Annotated in this window: 28 protein-coding genes and 1 pseudogene; all 29 read right to left on the bottom strand. The window is 50.2% G+C overall.

What is annotated here, in order from left to right:
• Nucleotides 1-25 precede the first annotated feature (25 nt).
• The 29 genes and pseudogenes from EBA31_RS14950 to EBA31_RS14820 all read right to left on the bottom strand — a co-directional run bounded on the left by EBA31_RS14950 (nucleotide 26) and on the right by EBA31_RS14820 (nucleotide 12178).
• Nucleotides 26-274 (bottom strand): excisionase family protein, encoded by a 249-nt coding sequence (locus EBA31_RS14950; RefSeq protein WP_122079609.1) that lies wholly within the window; start codon nucleotides 272-274, stop codon nucleotides 26-28.
• Nucleotides 274-498 carry a hypothetical protein gene (locus EBA31_RS14945; protein WP_122079608.1) on the bottom strand — a complete coding sequence of 75 codons (225 nt, stop codon included), beginning with the start codon at nucleotides 496-498 and terminating at the stop codon, nucleotides 274-276. The genes EBA31_RS14950 and EBA31_RS14945 overlap by 1 nt, the downstream gene beginning before the upstream one ends.
• A 306-nt stretch (nucleotides 499-804) precedes the next feature.
• Nucleotides 805-1026 carry a hypothetical protein gene (locus tag EBA31_RS14935; RefSeq protein ID WP_122079606.1) on the bottom strand — a complete coding sequence of 74 codons (222 nt, stop codon included), beginning with the start codon at nucleotides 1024-1026 and terminating at the stop codon, nucleotides 805-807.
• An 18-nt stretch (nucleotides 1027-1044) separates the two neighbouring features.
• Nucleotides 1045-1314 (bottom strand): DUF5405 family protein, encoded by a 270-nt coding sequence (locus EBA31_RS14930; protein ID WP_122079605.1) that lies wholly within the window; start codon nucleotides 1312-1314, stop codon nucleotides 1045-1047.
• Nucleotides 1315-1375: 61 nt separating this feature from the next.
• On the bottom strand, nucleotides 1376-1633 hold the full coding sequence (locus tag EBA31_RS14925) for a hypothetical protein (protein ID WP_122079604.1): 258 nt from the start codon (nucleotides 1631-1633) through the stop codon (nucleotides 1376-1378).
• Between the two features lie 56 nt (nucleotides 1634-1689).
• Nucleotides 1690-2406 carry a hypothetical protein gene (locus tag EBA31_RS14920; protein ID WP_122079603.1) on the bottom strand — a complete coding sequence of 239 codons (717 nt, stop codon included), beginning with the start codon at nucleotides 2404-2406 and terminating at the stop codon, nucleotides 1690-1692.
• Nucleotides 2403-2588, bottom strand: a complete 186-nt coding sequence (locus EBA31_RS14915; protein ID WP_122079602.1) for a hypothetical protein — start codon at nucleotides 2586-2588, stop codon at nucleotides 2403-2405. Before EBA31_RS14915 ends, EBA31_RS14920 begins: the two co-directional genes overlap by 4 nt.
• Entirely contained in the window at nucleotides 2589-3068 is a 480-nt protein-coding gene (locus EBA31_RS14910; protein ID WP_122079601.1) for a hypothetical protein, read from the bottom strand. It lies immediately after the preceding gene.
• The gene (locus EBA31_RS14905) at nucleotides 3068-3307 is read right to left on the bottom strand and encodes a hypothetical protein (RefSeq protein ID WP_122079600.1); all 240 of its coding nucleotides are present in this window, start codon (nucleotides 3305-3307) and stop codon (nucleotides 3068-3070) included. Before EBA31_RS14905 ends, EBA31_RS14910 begins: the two co-directional genes overlap by 1 nt.
• An 18-nt stretch (nucleotides 3308-3325) precedes the next feature.
• Nucleotides 3326-3538 (bottom strand): hypothetical protein, encoded by a 213-nt coding sequence (locus EBA31_RS26825; RefSeq protein ID WP_133160108.1) that lies wholly within the window; start codon nucleotides 3536-3538, stop codon nucleotides 3326-3328.
• Between the two features lie 22 nt (nucleotides 3539-3560).
• Nucleotides 3561-3707, bottom strand: a complete 147-nt coding sequence (locus EBA31_RS26820; RefSeq protein WP_162302898.1) for a hypothetical protein — start codon at nucleotides 3705-3707, stop codon at nucleotides 3561-3563.
• Nucleotide 3708: 1 nt separating this feature from the next.
• Complete coding sequence (locus EBA31_RS14895) at nucleotides 3709-3996, bottom strand: Lar family restriction alleviation protein (protein WP_122079598.1); 288 nt, start codon at nucleotides 3994-3996, stop codon at nucleotides 3709-3711.
• Entirely contained in the window at nucleotides 3983-4273 is a 291-nt protein-coding gene (locus tag EBA31_RS14890; RefSeq protein ID WP_122079597.1) for a hypothetical protein, read from the bottom strand. The genes EBA31_RS14895 and EBA31_RS14890 overlap by 14 nt, the downstream gene beginning before the upstream one ends.
• On the bottom strand, nucleotides 4270-4563 hold the full coding sequence (locus EBA31_RS14885; RefSeq protein WP_122079596.1) for a hypothetical protein: 294 nt from the start codon (nucleotides 4561-4563) through the stop codon (nucleotides 4270-4272). Before EBA31_RS14885 ends, EBA31_RS14890 begins: the two co-directional genes overlap by 4 nt.
• A gap of 1 nt (nucleotide 4564) precedes the next feature.
• Nucleotides 4565-5023, bottom strand: a complete 459-nt coding sequence (locus EBA31_RS26950) for a hypothetical protein (RefSeq protein ID WP_202914205.1) — start codon at nucleotides 5021-5023, stop codon at nucleotides 4565-4567.
• A 9-nt stretch (nucleotides 5024-5032) separates the two neighbouring features.
• Nucleotides 5033-5872, bottom strand: a complete 840-nt coding sequence (locus tag EBA31_RS14875) for a hypothetical protein (RefSeq protein ID WP_122079595.1) — start codon at nucleotides 5870-5872, stop codon at nucleotides 5033-5035.
• 18 nt (nucleotides 5873-5890) lie between these two features.
• Nucleotides 5891-6268, bottom strand: coding sequence for a hypothetical protein (locus EBA31_RS14870; RefSeq protein ID WP_122079594.1), 378 nt, complete (start codon nucleotides 6266-6268; stop codon nucleotides 5891-5893).
• 25 nt (nucleotides 6269-6293) lie between these two features.
• Nucleotides 6294-6692, bottom strand: coding sequence for a hypothetical protein (locus EBA31_RS14865; RefSeq protein ID WP_122079593.1), 399 nt, complete (start codon nucleotides 6690-6692; stop codon nucleotides 6294-6296).
• Nucleotides 6692-7297 (bottom strand): ERF family protein, encoded by a 606-nt coding sequence (locus tag EBA31_RS14860; RefSeq protein WP_122079592.1) that lies wholly within the window; start codon nucleotides 7295-7297, stop codon nucleotides 6692-6694. The genes EBA31_RS14865 and EBA31_RS14860 overlap by 1 nt, the downstream gene beginning before the upstream one ends.
• Before the next feature lie 8 nt (nucleotides 7298-7305).
• Complete coding sequence (locus EBA31_RS26945; protein WP_202914204.1) at nucleotides 7306-7476, bottom strand: hypothetical protein; 171 nt, start codon at nucleotides 7474-7476, stop codon at nucleotides 7306-7308.
• A gap of 109 nt (nucleotides 7477-7585) precedes the next feature.
• Complete coding sequence (locus tag EBA31_RS14855) at nucleotides 7586-8152, bottom strand: NUMOD4 motif-containing HNH endonuclease (RefSeq protein ID WP_122079591.1); 567 nt, start codon at nucleotides 8150-8152, stop codon at nucleotides 7586-7588.
• Nucleotides 8139-8282, bottom strand: coding sequence for a protease FtsH-inhibitory lysogeny factor CIII (locus EBA31_RS14850; RefSeq protein WP_122079590.1), 144 nt, complete (start codon nucleotides 8280-8282; stop codon nucleotides 8139-8141). Before EBA31_RS14850 ends, EBA31_RS14855 begins: the two co-directional genes overlap by 14 nt.
• Before the next feature lie 21 nt (nucleotides 8283-8303).
• A pseudogene (locus EBA31_RS14845) lies at nucleotides 8304-9272 on the bottom strand (hypothetical protein).
• An 81-nt stretch (nucleotides 9273-9353) separates the two neighbouring features.
• The gene (locus EBA31_RS14840; RefSeq protein WP_122079589.1) at nucleotides 9354-9662 is read right to left on the bottom strand and encodes a superinfection exclusion protein; all 309 of its coding nucleotides are present in this window, start codon (nucleotides 9660-9662) and stop codon (nucleotides 9354-9356) included.
• 89 nt (nucleotides 9663-9751) lie between these two features.
• Nucleotides 9752-10261, bottom strand: a complete 510-nt coding sequence (locus EBA31_RS14835; RefSeq protein WP_162302897.1) for an HNH endonuclease — start codon at nucleotides 10259-10261, stop codon at nucleotides 9752-9754.
• A gap of 136 nt (nucleotides 10262-10397) precedes the next feature.
• On the bottom strand, nucleotides 10398-11282 hold the full coding sequence (locus EBA31_RS14830) for a pentapeptide repeat-containing protein (RefSeq protein ID WP_122079587.1): 885 nt from the start codon (nucleotides 11280-11282) through the stop codon (nucleotides 10398-10400).
• 102 nt (nucleotides 11283-11384) lie between these two features.
• Complete coding sequence (locus EBA31_RS27180; RefSeq protein WP_255417468.1) at nucleotides 11385-11510, bottom strand: hypothetical protein; 126 nt, start codon at nucleotides 11508-11510, stop codon at nucleotides 11385-11387.
• Between the two features lie 90 nt (nucleotides 11511-11600).
• Nucleotides 11601-11894: a hypothetical protein gene (locus EBA31_RS14825; protein ID WP_122079586.1), complete on the bottom strand. Its 294-nt coding sequence runs from the start codon at nucleotides 11892-11894 to the stop codon at nucleotides 11601-11603.
• Between the two features lie 17 nt (nucleotides 11895-11911).
• Nucleotides 11912-12178 (bottom strand): transcriptional regulator, encoded by a 267-nt coding sequence (locus tag EBA31_RS14820; protein WP_122079585.1) that lies wholly within the window; start codon nucleotides 12176-12178, stop codon nucleotides 11912-11914.
• Between the last annotated feature and the right edge of the window lie 314 nt (nucleotides 12179-12492).

The following is a 12492-nucleotide window of genomic DNA, read 5'->3' as shown; positions in this document are numbered from 1 at the left end:
CCTCTAGGTTGAGTGGGAAGGGTATTTAAGCAGAAATCCGTCGGCGGATCGCCGGTCTTTGTCGCTCAATCCATTGGTCTATAGCTTCTCTGTTATACATTATTGGGCTATTCATCTTTGGGTTGAGGTCTGGTGCTACGTGTCGATACTCACGACCCTCAATCCATGTGGTTCTTCGGGCGTGCTGGATCATGTGCTTGGTCATTCCGCTAATGCTCATTAGCAGCTCTTCGGTCACCCACTTGTTAGGGGTGATTTGCAAAACATTGCTCATTATTGCCTCGCTTCTTTATCTATGAGATGAACGTAATAACTCAGCCACAACTTGGCGCTGAATTTACCTGGAGGAATCGCGGTGATTTTCTTGGCGTGAGTGTTAAGGATTTCAGTGGTGATCGGGTCGTGCAGTTGCTTCGGCTTGCCTTCGGTCTGGGCGATGATTTCAGTCCTACATCGTCTGGCTACAGACCTGATAGCGTTCTCTATCGTTGTATCCATTGCAGCATCCTATCCAAAGAATCCCCACCCCAGAACGAACACACAAATCACCAGCAGTGCCACGATAACCACAGCATCCAGACATGAGCTTTTGATAATCATGCTGCCACCCTCCGTTTGCTTATCTTCTCCAGCTGTTGTAGCCGGTGGTCTTCCCTGCACCCCTCATCACAGAACATGCCTTTAGCTATCTTTTCCCCGCACCACTCACTGGCACAGAACCCGGTAAACGTCACCGGTGGCTTTCTGTTTGCCAGCGCCACATCACGCAAAAATGTTTCCAACTCGCTTGCTGCTTCGAATTCATCACACATGATTAGCCCCCAACTTCAGAATTGTTTCGACATCACCAGCCTCACAACCGGATGACATGATCGCCTGGCCATCATGCAGAGAGACTCGAACCGGTGCAGGCATGACGCCGTACAGGTTCCATAACCCTCTGTGAATAGTCTGCTGCAATGCATCCGTGCTTACGTGCCCATCCTTAAAACAGACACGGGGAATCCTGACGCTGATAATGTCCATGGTTGTACTCCGGATGGGTTACGCCGTTACGGAACTGAATGCGCTTTCAATGCTTCGGGCTAGTTCATTAATCCTGCTATCCATTGCACATAGAGAATCGACATCAGAGTTTTTGATATCGTGAGCTATAAGGTAGGTGACCAGTTGGCTCAATTTGGTGAAGTAGCCAACCACTGAACGACCTTCCTGTCCCGCATTCTTCCCCTCCTTGATGGTACGAACTTCATTCAAAACAAAGTCGTGGTTAGTGGAAGTGATGACGTATTTATCGCTAATTTTGAATTCCATGGTTTTCTCCAGGAAATAAAAAACCCGCACATGGCGGGTGATTCTTTGGTTATCGGGTTGATTAAAATAGTTGGAAATCGTCGTCAAATTTATCTGCGTTTCGCTCGACTGACCTCGAAGCCAGGACGAACTGGATACCTTCAAACAGAGACGTAGGCCGCTCAAGTCCGAATATGAACGCATCGTTGTATGTGCGTCCGAGCCAGTAGCCGCCGCCGTACTCCTTGAGGCGCTGGAAGAACACCCAGCCACCGTCTACGAAGTGAGGTAAGGATTCGCCGCGATAGACGATTTGATAGCCGAGTTCTTTTGAGCCCATAATGCACACCATGAAAATACTGTTTATGCATACAGTATAATTATGGTGGGAGGGAGTCAATTGCCGCCCTCCGGCTGGCGTCTTCCGCAGAACGGGCAATTTTGACGATTCACCGGCACCAACTTGTAACCCTGGCTTACAGGTTGAGCCAGCAAGCGCTCGACTTCTTCGCGAGCATCGCCGCACCGTATGGCGCTAAAGTGTCCACGTGTTCCGTAACAATCAAGCAGGCGATTAACTGCGTCCGCCAAGTCTCCAGGAATATTATTTGGAATATTTTGTGGTTCGTTTTGTGGTTGAGCCAGCATTGCGGCGCGGCAGGCTTCCACAGCTTCGCATAGCTTTTTTCGATGATACTTAGCGGCGGTGCCGCTGTTCCAATCCGTACCCATTGCCATGCCATCGGCGTGTTTCAGCAATTCAAGGAAGCACGCCGGCACCGCTGGCGCTGGCGGGGCGGTGTAGAGTTCGACGATGTCTTTCCAGTCATTCGCCACGCCATGCTCCATGGCACTCATATCATCAGTGAATGCTACGATTTTGCATTTAGTATCCAATGCTCGCTGGCTCGTCCACGCCACCGGCTGCGCCTCCCGGCTAGCCAGGAGTTCGCGTGACGCCTTCCACGCAATCCACGCCAAATCCGTATGGGGATGGAGGTAATTTGTACCTGCGTTGTTTTTCTCTAGAAGATTTGTGCATTCTTCTTCGTCGCTGTGGAATTTAACCCACGCTTCAAACTGCTGGCGATCAGTCGTTAGTGTCTGTGTCATGGCTTCACCTCCACGCATTTAATGTTATTGATTCGCGGAATGTTCTCGCTCCACGTGCTTTTCTCGCTGGCGATGTCGATTGACTTAATCGCAGCTTGGCACTGTTCCATGCTTTGCATCGGCTGCACCTGCATGCTCATGCTTTGGCTGCTGACAACGATAATCAGGAATATGTATGTCATCTACTCATCCCCCACGCACTTGGGCGCCGTTACCTCTGACTTAAAGCCAGCACCACGAATAGCAATTGAGCAGGCCGTGATAGCGTTATTGTGAGCATTGGCGGTGCCGCTATTCTTACCGAACAACTCCCCATCCATCAGGGGAGGCAACCGCACCGGCGTAGCCAGCTTGGCCTTTAACTCCGCATTCTCTCGCTCAACCCGGCGCGTATATTCAAGGCGACCGCATGACTCCGCGTCCAAGGCTCGTTCCTTCCAAATCCGAGTGGCATCGTTCGCAACGTTTAGAGACTGCTCCATGCCATCCAGCTCTGCCAGCAGGGCGGATACGTACTCTTGCGAGTAGATGAAGTGCGGGCCATCTGGTAACGCATGGCCTGCAGAACTCCATGCAACGGCAAACATATTTCCATCTTGGCGACCGCGTTGAACGTCAACAGTCGCCACCGGCTTGCTCAGTTCGCTCAGCTTATTGTCCATCACAGTCTCACCGCCTTAATTTTTCTAATTAACTCGAGGCATAGAGGGCACGTAATTCCGCCTTTTTCTTTTTCGCGCAGCTCTGCAATGACATTGCAGGTTCCCCCATACGTGTAATATTCGCCCGTGCAAAATACCGATGGTTCTCCGCATGAGGACATGGACAGATGCCAGAATTGTTCAGCCCTCGGAATATCCTCTCCATCATCATCACGGAGAATTTTTACCAGCTGGTTCATAATGCTTTCTCCTGGGCCTCAGCTGTAGTTGCGGCAATCGCCATAAACGATGCCGGAAAAGTCATACGCGTTCTTGCGTGCGCGGTTCTGGCGTGCAGATCGCTTGCCTTTGTCGGCGAAATAGACTGTGCGGATTGTCGATGGCCAGCCTGACATCTGCTTTCTGTTGCTCAGCCATACCGGCATGCACAACAACCGACGCGCCGCTCTGTTGCTCTTACGCTTAGCCATGCTGGGCCTCTTCACTGCCGACTTAATTTTCAGCATCACGTACAAAAACACCCGGCACCTTCCCTGCGGCGATAGCATCGAACAGAGCGCAGACCTCATCGAAATCACGCCCACCATTTGGGAAAAATTCTTGCATTACAGAAACAGCCGCATCTTTTTGATTTAACATTTTATTTATCCTTCAGACGTTGTATTTCCGCCTCGGCAACTTTGAGTGCCTCGACAGACTCGGTAAGCATTGAATCAAGGCGCTGTAAGCGCTTTTGAAGTCGCTCTTCGCTTGGTCGTTTATTCCAACTTGCTGCCGCTTCCTCTGCGGTTTTATGCCAGCCAATTCCAATTGGCCCAGCCATATAGTTGGTTTCGCAATCGTCGCATTCAGCTAGGTAAAACTTCTGGTGAAGCATTACCGCCGGGCCACCACAAAACGGGCAGGGCTTCAGTTCATTTGCTGGCATCACGCACCTCGCTTCCGTATGTTTCGGCGGAATTTATTCCGTTCAGCCAGACGCCTTCTCGCTCTTCAATAATCGAGCGAACCAGGTGCGCGGCACTTACGATGCTTTCCTTGATGGTGGCCAGGTCGCGATTGCGGTCGGCTGTCTTCATCTTTTCACCGGCAATAGCGGCGGAAATATGTGCTGACACAAGGCCATCTAACAGCTTGCGGATTTCCAGACTGTCAAAGTCGCCGGGATATTGGACTTGTTGCTTAATCACTGGGCGCTCTTTCATTTGGCCTCCCGCAGCTCGTCGCCTTCGAATCTAGTCCCACAGAGAGGGCAGTAACTCATCATGCAAAGGTGATCTGCTTTGGTCTGGTTGGTAGCGAGTCCGCCGCCCTTGCGCTTGCGGTAGTAGCGGAATTTAAAATTCATCGCCACCGGAGAATGATCGCCACCGTTGAAGTTGTAGAGCGAGTTCTCGAACCCAGCATCTTCAATCTCACCAAGCGCATCGCCGACCTTCTCAGAAATGCGTTGCTTGAACAGCGCGGCTGTTTTTTCAAAGCAATTACAGGCCATGTTATTTACCCTCCCGCAGCTCGTTGGCGAATCGGCAAGACAGGAACACGATGTGCTTAAGTGCCTTTGCTCTAGCAGTGGCTCCTTTCTCGCATTGATATTTCTTGCCGAGGAAGTCAGCGAACTTCTCCACTCCCCGCGCTTCGATAGCGGCAAGGGCGGCGTCAGTGGCCTGGGTTTCATTGGGCGCGTAGCAAACGTCATCTGTGCTGCACGGATCGTCTTCCCCACAGAGTTCACAGAAGTGCGTAGATTGGCTATGCCTAGTGATTGCATCCTTCAGCGCCGCATTCTCCACGGCCAGCGCATCGCGCTCAGCCTTCACAACTTCCAGCTCAGAAAACAACGTTGCATAGTCACCGTGCGCCACGTAGCCGCCCTTCGCAGTTTCAAACATGCCGGGGAGTCCTGACTCATAGCTGAAATCAGGTTCATATCGTTTTGTTTCGTTTGTGTTCATTGCTCACCCTTAATTTTCGTGTTTGATTTTTGGCATGCGTCCGCGTGGCCTTGGCTTCATATCTGGGTACCGTCCACTGGCGATGAGCACAGCAATGCGGCTGACGATTCGCTTGGAATCTCGGTTCATGATTTCGGTTATTTGGCTGATGGGGTAACCGGCCTGATAGAGGGCCGCGAGATGGTTTTCGTCGTCCTGGCTCCACGCTTGATAGTGGAATGCCGAGGAGAAGCCGTGCTCGTTAGCCCATGTGACTATCGACTGATAGGGTCGCTGGCAGACCTTGGCTATTTCTGCAGCAGATACCTTGCCGAGTCGCTCGGTGATGAACTTAATTTCTTCAGCTGAGTAGCCGTCAAAGCTAACCAACCGTTGCTCTATCTGGGTTGGCGTTAGCCGATATCCGCGCTGGATAGCGTTTTTAATGGCTGCGTTAAACGAAAATGGATTGACGATTGATGCCAGTTCTTCGCCCAGGAAGATGGATGCCTTGAAACGCAGCTCAGCCATATCTGGCTTGTCTTTGCCTACGTTAATCAGGAGGTGGTTCAGGTACTGGACTTCACCAGGCATCAGCTTGCTGCAGGGTAGGTCATCCTCTTTGACGACCGTGTGAATCACTCTGTAGCTGTCAGTGAATAGCTGATAGACGTAGGTGTAATTACCATCAGGGGAGTGCAGTCCATCTACGGGCAGGTACTGCGTCCAGCCTAGTTGGGCCAGTGGTGACTCCCGACTGAGATTCTCCAGCTTGAATGCAGAAATAACCTTCCCCGGAGACGTCATCACGTTTCCGCGAGAAAGGGCTTCCCTACGAAAGTTATTCGCATGAAGAGGGTGGGTACTCATGATGACCTCCGGATGGAGTTATTCGTTGACGCTGAATCGCCAGTCCTTGCGCTTCTCCAGCACCATTCCGAGTGATTTGGCTTTCTGGTCCGCAGCCCAAAATTTTGGGATCCTCGTACCGTCAGGAAACTCCCAGCAGGTGCCAACAATCCGAACAACCGTCTTCATTTGCCCGGATGGCTCGCTTGGTTTGATGGCGCATGGGTTATCTCTGCTGAATGGTCTGCGTTCTGGTGGTAAAAGGTGGGCCGGGCAGGGTGGATTGAATGCTGCGAAATGAGCGGCAGTCCTTGCCATCATTCCGTTAATCCGCCAGTGAGTTTGTCCCCGCTCGGCACAATCTACGGCCGCGAGGGCGTCCACCGCGATTGCAGTGTATAGCTCTTGTTTGGTCATTGGTTTTACCTGCGGGGATTGGCGATTAGAATGGGATATCCCAATCATCGGGGGCGCTTTGCTGACTCGAATGCTGCCCTGAACTTTGCTGCTGCGGCTTTCCCTGGTTTTGGCCTGATTGGGCAAACCCTAATTTTGCGTTAAGCAGTTCCAGGGTGATCGACTGTCCATTCTGCCCGTCATAAACATCAACTTTGATGTTGTCGCCAGAAATCTCAATAACCGACCCCTCAGCTAATACGCTGCGATAGTAATCTGCTTGTGGGCCGGGCTTTGCGAACACAGCGGCGCTGTAGTTCGTCCACTCTTTCTGTTTTTTCTGGCGATCGTAATACTGAACGCCAGCGCGGATGTTGAAACCGATATTCTCACCGGCTTGGAATTCACGAGCTGATTTATTGAGTCGTACTGTGATGGTGTGCATTAGGCTGGTAACTCCAGTTCATTTTTGCGGATTTCGTAGATGTCTTTGGCCTTACTTTGCTCTTCGGTCCCTTCCAGCATTTTCCATGCTTTGCCGAATGCCTCTTGAAGTTCATGGACGGAGACTTTTTTGCTTGCTGCATCAGTAAATGCATAAAGAATTTGAGTGGGGCTTGGCTTGTTGCTGCCACTCTTCTTGTCTGGAGCGCTGACTTGCTTGGTGTGCTCATCGGTATCCGCATCTTTTGCATCATCGATACCAAACAAGCCATTTAAGCAGTATTTCCGGGCGTATGAGCTTGTTGCTCCAGTTACCTGCGCATCGTCCATGCCTTTCTTTGTGAGTGACTCGCGGGCCATTGCGGACGTTGAATGAGATGTCTCACCGTCTGTAATTGTGGCCGTAGCCTTCACATAGAAGCGGTCTCCGATCTGCACAATCTCATCGCTGATGGATAAGAACAGGTCGCCTAGTAGCGGCTTAACGCCTTCCAGGATGTCTTCACAGCTACGATAGTTGTAGTTACCGAAGCTGTTGCGCTGGTTCTTTGGCGCATTAAGCTCCTTCTGTATCTGCGCCAACTTCTGAATGAATTCCTTACTCATATCCACTCCTAAAATGGTTGCTCACCGAGAAAGTAACGTTGATTCATCTTCTCCCACGCTGAACGGTTAAGGCTGGCTTGCACGGCCTTGCGAATCCCTTTTCGGCGGTAATACAGCGCATCCAGAATGTGCTCACGCCGATTGGCTTTGCTTTGTTCGATAGTCGTTCCGAGGCTCATTTCGACCTCCATGCTTGTTTTAGCTGCACCATTGCCATTGCCCACAATGCAGGACTGCGAAGCTGTATAGCGGCTCTGGCGGTGAACTGAGCTGTGTTGAATGGCTTGTTCATGGATTGCCTGCCAAATAGTTGAATGTGTATCCACGATGTGATTTTTGTTTTCCTCTCAGGCAGTTAGAAACGCATGCCTGTGAAAACCCTTTGGAAACCATGTCTGTGTTTCCTTCGAGTATTACCTCAGCACCTGTTTCAAGGTTCGTTGCTACAACAAATCCCTTGAACATACTGTGGAATCGTCCTGGGCGAGTATTTTTTGGCGGGAACTTAAGCCCTGTACGATAGGCATGAAGTTCATTTTCCGACGCCGTGCACCATTCAAGATTTGAAGCTCGATTATCTGTCTTAACTCCATTTTTGTGGTTTACGATCTCTCCGCTGCCGCGACAAAAGGCCTTAGCCACCAATCTATGAATGGTTTTTCTATGCTGTTTACCTGAACGATTAATTCCAACAGTTAGATATCCATATCGATCTGGTACCTTTGTAAGATAAACCTGTTCATATTTTCTTCCGTTTTTGGCTATCCTTGGTTTAGTTCTTACATTTCCCAAAGACGATATTTCACAGATTTCTTCGAAACCGAAGGTGTCAGCCCACTCCTCATGCTCTTGCATCTGGATCGCCCCGCTGATTGAGAGTGTCTTTCAACCACCGGCCAATGCAGCGCATACGGCGAGTGATAATTTCGAGAAGTGATTCGGTATGGCAGCCAGCAATAGGCCACCCTGCAACGGCATATTGCATGGCTAGTTCCTTTTGAATTGATTAGTAGGTAATGCGGATGGCTGATACTTCGCCTTTAGCAATAGCTTCGACACACTTCTGAGCGCAATCTGCTGGCAATCCAGCGGCAACAAGTTCGGCTACTGACTGGCGGTTGATGGTGCGGCGATGTTCGACATCTTGCTCGCGTCTTGCCTTCTCATCAGCAATGCGTTTTTCTTCAGCCAGTCGTGCGGTTTCTTTCGCTTCAGCTTCGCGCCTAACCTTGTCAGCGGCTTCCTTAGCTTTCCGCTGTTCTGCTGCAATGGCTTCCTGCTTCTCACGCTCTGCGTTCTGTTGTGCTTCGACACGCTGGCGTTCTGCTAACTCCGCTGCTTCTTTGGCCTCACGCTCTGCTCGCTCTTTTGCTGCCTGCGCTTCAGCTTCACGCCGTGCCGCGGCTTCAAGATCGGCCTTGGCTTTCTGCTCAGCTTCGATGCGAGCCTGTTCTGCTGCTTGGCGCTTTAACTCTTCCTCATGAGCTATGCGCTGACGCTCAGATTCGGCTTTCTTATCTGCTACTTCACGGTCGAATTTCTCATTAAGCAGCAGTGCTATTTCGTGATCGGCTTCAACCTGCTTGGCTAGTTCTTCAGCCTGTCGCTTTGCCTCTTCTTCAGCTTTTAAACGCTCTTGCTCGGCTTCCCATTCGGTTAATGGTCTGCGCGTTTCATCGCGAAGAACATCGCAGGCATCAACAAACCGCTTAATTTCTTGCTCAGCAGGCTTCACGGCTTCTTTAAGTCGCTTCAGGTACTCACGCCCTGGCTTTTAAACTGCGGTCTTGCTGCGGCTTACCTGAGCAGCAAGAGACGCAACCCGATCACGTCCTTTCTTCGTGCTCAGGTCTGGCGCTTCATTAACGCTTGCCTTGATATGTTCCAGGTATGCATCAAGACCATTAGGGATAAACAGTGCCGGTGCTTGCTCCGGCTTAATTTCGATAACAGTTAAATCGGTAGATTCGGTCACGGCATCGCTCCTTTGATTGATAAGTATTCATTGCTGAGCCAACTCATAAATTGGCTTATCGATGGGAATAAAAAAGCCGCTCTAGGCGGCTGTGGTTTCTTCATTAAGGCTTTCGATATAATCTCGCGGATCATCGAATTCGTCGTTGTACCAATCTACCCACTTATCAGAAAGCTCCATGTCCCGCATGTCTTCCTCCGTCAGTGATTCATCCCACATCTGAAGGCCGTTCATGTTGCAGTAATCTGGCTTGATGTTGTTTTCGTATTGGAACAAGTCGTAATTGGCCAGCGTGTCCATCAGGCGAACACCTTCCTCAACGCTTTCCACTTCTACCTTGAATGATTTCATTGGGACTTGAGGGATATGCCAAACGCGAAACTTAGCCATGTGTTTCTCCAGGTAAAAAATGGGCCGCACAAGGCAGCCCGAAGTGATGATAAGAGGTGTTATGTCTTCTTACTGGTACATCATGTTGTCTAAGCGTAATACTCAGAATCCACATTATTCATAATGAAATTCTGCCTCGCTTCATTGGCTAATTCAGGAGTGTCAAAATAGCCTAGGTAATGCCTTTTGCAGTTGATAGAAACAGATGACATCCATTTCCCCAAGCGCTTATAAAATGTCACTCCCTTAAATCCGCTTTCATTATCAACTCTGACTCTGGTATTGATATTGTTTTGTCTACGAGTTACTACGCGAAGGTTAGATATTCTGTTATCTGCCTTGTCATGATTTATATGGTCTAAATACATGCCATCAGGAACAGGACCATTCTTCATCTCCCAAATTATCCTATGAGCCAATTTCCGCCTGCCGTTAATCCCGACTAGTACGTAGCCGTCCTTGCCTATACACCCAGCAACTCTTCCAGCAAACATTGCATTAGTATTGCTTCCTATCTTTTCGGACTTAAAGTGAGTTATGGGCCTCATTTTCCAGACAAGAATTCCTTTCTCATAGTCTGCATAAAAGCACTCATCCAAGTACTAACTCATCACATAACCCTCATCAATCCAATAACCACACCACACCAGAAGAGGGCGCAGCCAACCAGAACCCAAAACCAAACCTTCTCGTTGTAAGTCATGCTGCACCCTCCAGTTAAAAATAAAGGCCGCGTTATGCAGCCTCTTCAGTATCAGTTTCTGGCTCGTTAACCCAATCAGGATGAACACCAGCCCCGAGGTAAAAATCGATAATCTTCAGCAGGCGTGGGTAGAACTTCAGCGCCTTCTTGCCATCCATTTCTGCAATTTCACGCTTGGTAAAATTGCGCCATTCCTCAACAGTGTGATTCTGGCAACCGGCGCGGACATATTCCCCATTCGATATCTGCAGGAAGTACGGCTCTCCCATGATTACGAATGTGTGATCAGGCAGGTTGGCACCGAACAGGTTGGCACCGAACAGGTCGGCATCGCGCAGGTTGGCACCGAATAGGTTGGCACCGCGCAGGTTGGCACCGAATAGGTTGGCACCGCGCAGGTTGGCACCGAATAGGTTGGCACCGCGCAGGTTGGCACCGAATAGGTTGGCACCGCGCAGGTTGGCATCGCGCAGGTTGGCACCGAATAGGTTGGCATCGCGCAGGTCGGCATCGCGCAGGTTGGCACCGAATAGGTTGGCACCGCGCAGGTTGGCATCGCGCAGGTTGGCACCGAATAGGTTGGCACCGCGCAGGTTGGCATCGCGCAGGTCGGCACCGAATAGGTTGGCATCGCGCAGGTCGGCATCGCGCAGGTTGGCACCGAACAGGTTGGCACCGAACAGGTCGGCATCGCGCAGGTCGGCACCGAATAGGTTGGCATCGCGCAGGTCGGCATCGCGCAGGTTGGCACCGAACAGGTTGGCACCGAACAGGTCGGCATCGCGCAGGTTGGCACCGAATAGGTTGGCATCGCGCAGGTCGGCATCGCGCAGGGTGGCTTTGGATCCGCTTTCACGTAACGACGTCACCCACACCTTGTGCTCATCAAGAATCTTGCGTAACTCAGTGGCGTTCATATTGACCTCAATAAAAAAGCCGCCGAGTGGCAGCTTGATGTAAAAGAAAAGCCTCCGAAGAGGCTTTGTGTTTGCGCTTTCCCCAGACATCAACAGTCCGTGTTAATTGTTTACGAACTCGCCAAGTTTCTCGTAAAGCTCGACCAGTTCATCTTCATCAAACCCATCGAGGAATGCTTGCTCAATGAGCTTTAAAATCACTTGGGCTTCTGCTTCATTAATTTCCATCTGCATCTCCTGTTGAGGTTTACGATCAGTAAATCGAGTGAACACTTTTCAATGCTCAGTCGATTAACGCCCCGCAGGGCGCGGTGGGTGTTAGTTCCCAGCGACTTCAGAAAAACCTTTGTAGTAAAAAGGAATGTGTAACTCATTGTGCAAGTGCAGTCGTAAAGCTTGCTCGCTGCGTTTACGGCAGGCCTTTAAAAACTCATCGCTAGCTTTTGTTTCTTTATGCGACATGTGCGGATTAAAAACCGAGTCGACGTCTACTGGCTTAGGACCTGAATTTTTGGAAATGAAAATAACCGCAGATACCGTTTTTAATTTTGTGTCGCAGGTGATCACATATTTTTCACCAAGAGAATTGAAATATTCAAAAATTCTTTTCATCGTGTAACCCTCTGCTGTTAACGAGCGGTAATGTTTTCGGACTTGCGGTACCCTGCAGCGAACTTAGCCACCTCTGGCAGGCACATTGCGCCACCTTCTGATGTTTCGCGAACTGGTCGAGGGCAGGCTTTATAGTCAATCATCGACAACGCCTTAGCCACTCTCTCGCTTCCCACAAGAGCCGTTGCAACGCTCTTGCTCAATCTGATATCTCTTGTTGCCTCTGCACGTTCAGCAGCCCTACGGAGCTTTCTGCGCAGCTTGCAGCGTTCTTTTGCGTTCATGGATAATCTCCAGTGGATTGGCTTAGGTAGTGTGGTGGTTCGCGCCTTATGGGCCTCTGCGAATATCTATCCCATCGCTTCCAGGCTGCGCCGAAGCGCCCACCACACTCCAAAGCCAACTTCACTTTGGGTACACCTCTCGGCATACAAATCTGATTGTTAAAGAAGCAGCCTGACTTCATGTCTGGCGCGGCTGGTAGGTCCGTCTGCCGCATCGATATTTCGTTTCGATGTGCCAATTTAAAACCATGGTTGTATTTATGTCAACAACTTAAGTTGTAAATGATGGCGTGGTTGTTTTAAGTGGTTGTTTT

The organism is Serratia sp. P2ACOL2 (assembly GCF_003691565.1).
In the GTDB taxonomy this organism is placed as follows: Bacteria; Pseudomonadota; Gammaproteobacteria; order Enterobacterales; family Enterobacteriaceae; genus Serratia; species Serratia liquefaciens.
This window is presented reverse-complemented; position numbering and strand designations above follow the sequence as displayed.

Excerpts from the sequence above, each read along its gene's own strand:
- EBA31_RS14945 (WP_122079608.1), bottom strand. The coding sequence starts at position 498 with ATGGATACAACGATAGAGAACGCTATCAGGTCTGTAGCCAGACGATGT.
- EBA31_RS14830 (WP_122079587.1), bottom strand. The coding sequence starts at position 11,282 with ATGAACGCCACTGAGTTACGCAAGATTCTTGATGAGCACAAGGTGTGG.
- EBA31_RS14930 (WP_122079605.1), bottom strand. The coding sequence starts at position 1,314 with ATGGAATTCAAAATTAGCGATAAATACGTCATCACTTCCACTAACCAC.
- EBA31_RS14850 (WP_122079590.1), bottom strand. The coding sequence starts at position 8,282 with ATGCAATATGCCGTTGCAGGGTGGCCTATTGCTGGCTGCCATACCGAA.
- EBA31_RS14920 (WP_122079603.1), bottom strand. The coding sequence starts at position 2,406 with ATGACACAGACACTAACGACTGATCGCCAGCAGTTTGAAGCGTGGGTT.
- EBA31_RS26950 (WP_202914205.1), bottom strand. The coding sequence starts at position 5,023 with ATGAACACAAACGAAACAAAACGATATGAACCTGATTTCAGCTATGAG.
- EBA31_RS27180 (WP_255417468.1), bottom strand. The coding sequence starts at position 11,510 with ATGGAAATTAATGAAGCAGAAGCCCAAGTGATTTTAAAGCTCATTGAG.
- EBA31_RS14860 (WP_122079592.1), bottom strand. The coding sequence starts at position 7,297 with ATGAGTAAGGAATTCATTCAGAAGTTGGCGCAGATACAGAAGGAGCTT.
- EBA31_RS14885 (WP_122079596.1), bottom strand. The coding sequence starts at position 4,563 with ATGGCCTGTAATTGCTTTGAAAAAACAGCCGCGCTGTTCAAGCAACGC.
- EBA31_RS14925 (WP_122079604.1), bottom strand. The coding sequence starts at position 1,633 with ATGGGCTCAAAAGAACTCGGCTATCAAATCGTCTATCGCGGCGAATCC.
- EBA31_RS14840 (WP_122079589.1), bottom strand. The coding sequence starts at position 9,662 with ATGGCTAAGTTTCGCGTTTGGCATATCCCTCAAGTCCCAATGAAATCA.
- EBA31_RS14820 (WP_122079585.1), bottom strand. The coding sequence starts at position 12,178 with ATGAACGCAAAAGAACGCTGCAAGCTGCGCAGAAAGCTCCGTAGGGCT.
- EBA31_RS26945 (WP_202914204.1), bottom strand. The coding sequence starts at position 7,476 with ATGAGCCTCGGAACGACTATCGAACAAAGCAAAGCCAATCGGCGTGAG.
- EBA31_RS14910 (WP_122079601.1), bottom strand. The coding sequence starts at position 3,068 with ATGGACAATAAGCTGAGCGAACTGAGCAAGCCGGTGGCGACTGTTGAC.
- EBA31_RS14905 (WP_122079600.1), bottom strand. The coding sequence starts at position 3,307 with ATGAACCAGCTGGTAAAAATTCTCCGTGATGATGATGGAGAGGATATT.
- EBA31_RS14935 (WP_122079606.1), bottom strand. The coding sequence starts at position 1,026 with ATGGACATTATCAGCGTCAGGATTCCCCGTGTCTGTTTTAAGGATGGG.
- EBA31_RS14895 (WP_122079598.1), bottom strand. The coding sequence starts at position 3,996 with ATGCCAGCAAATGAACTGAAGCCCTGCCCGTTTTGTGGTGGCCCGGCG.
- EBA31_RS14915 (WP_122079602.1), bottom strand. The coding sequence starts at position 2,588 with ATGACATACATATTCCTGATTATCGTTGTCAGCAGCCAAAGCATGAGC.
- EBA31_RS14825 (WP_122079586.1), bottom strand. The coding sequence starts at position 11,894 with ATGAAAAGAATTTTTGAATATTTCAATTCTCTTGGTGAAAAATATGTG.
- EBA31_RS14855 (WP_122079591.1), bottom strand. The coding sequence starts at position 8,152 with ATGCAAGAGCATGAGGAGTGGGCTGACACCTTCGGTTTCGAAGAAATC.
- EBA31_RS14865 (WP_122079593.1), bottom strand. The coding sequence starts at position 6,692 with ATGCACACCATCACAGTACGACTCAATAAATCAGCTCGTGAATTCCAA.
- EBA31_RS14950 (WP_122079609.1), bottom strand. The coding sequence starts at position 274 with ATGAGCAATGTTTTGCAAATCACCCCTAACAAGTGGGTGACCGAAGAG.
- EBA31_RS14875 (WP_122079595.1), bottom strand. The coding sequence starts at position 5,872 with ATGAGTACCCACCCTCTTCATGCGAATAACTTTCGTAGGGAAGCCCTT.
- EBA31_RS26820 (WP_162302898.1), bottom strand. The coding sequence starts at position 3,707 with ATGTTAAATCAAAAAGATGCGGCTGTTTCTGTAATGCAAGAATTTTTC.
- EBA31_RS14870 (WP_122079594.1), bottom strand. The coding sequence starts at position 6,268 with ATGACCAAACAAGAGCTATACACTGCAATCGCGGTGGACGCCCTCGCG.
- EBA31_RS26825 (WP_133160108.1), bottom strand. The coding sequence starts at position 3,538 with ATGGCTAAGCGTAAGAGCAACAGAGCGGCGCGTCGGTTGTTGTGCATG.
- EBA31_RS14890 (WP_122079597.1), bottom strand. The coding sequence starts at position 4,273 with ATGAAAGAGCGCCCAGTGATTAAGCAACAAGTCCAATATCCCGGCGAC.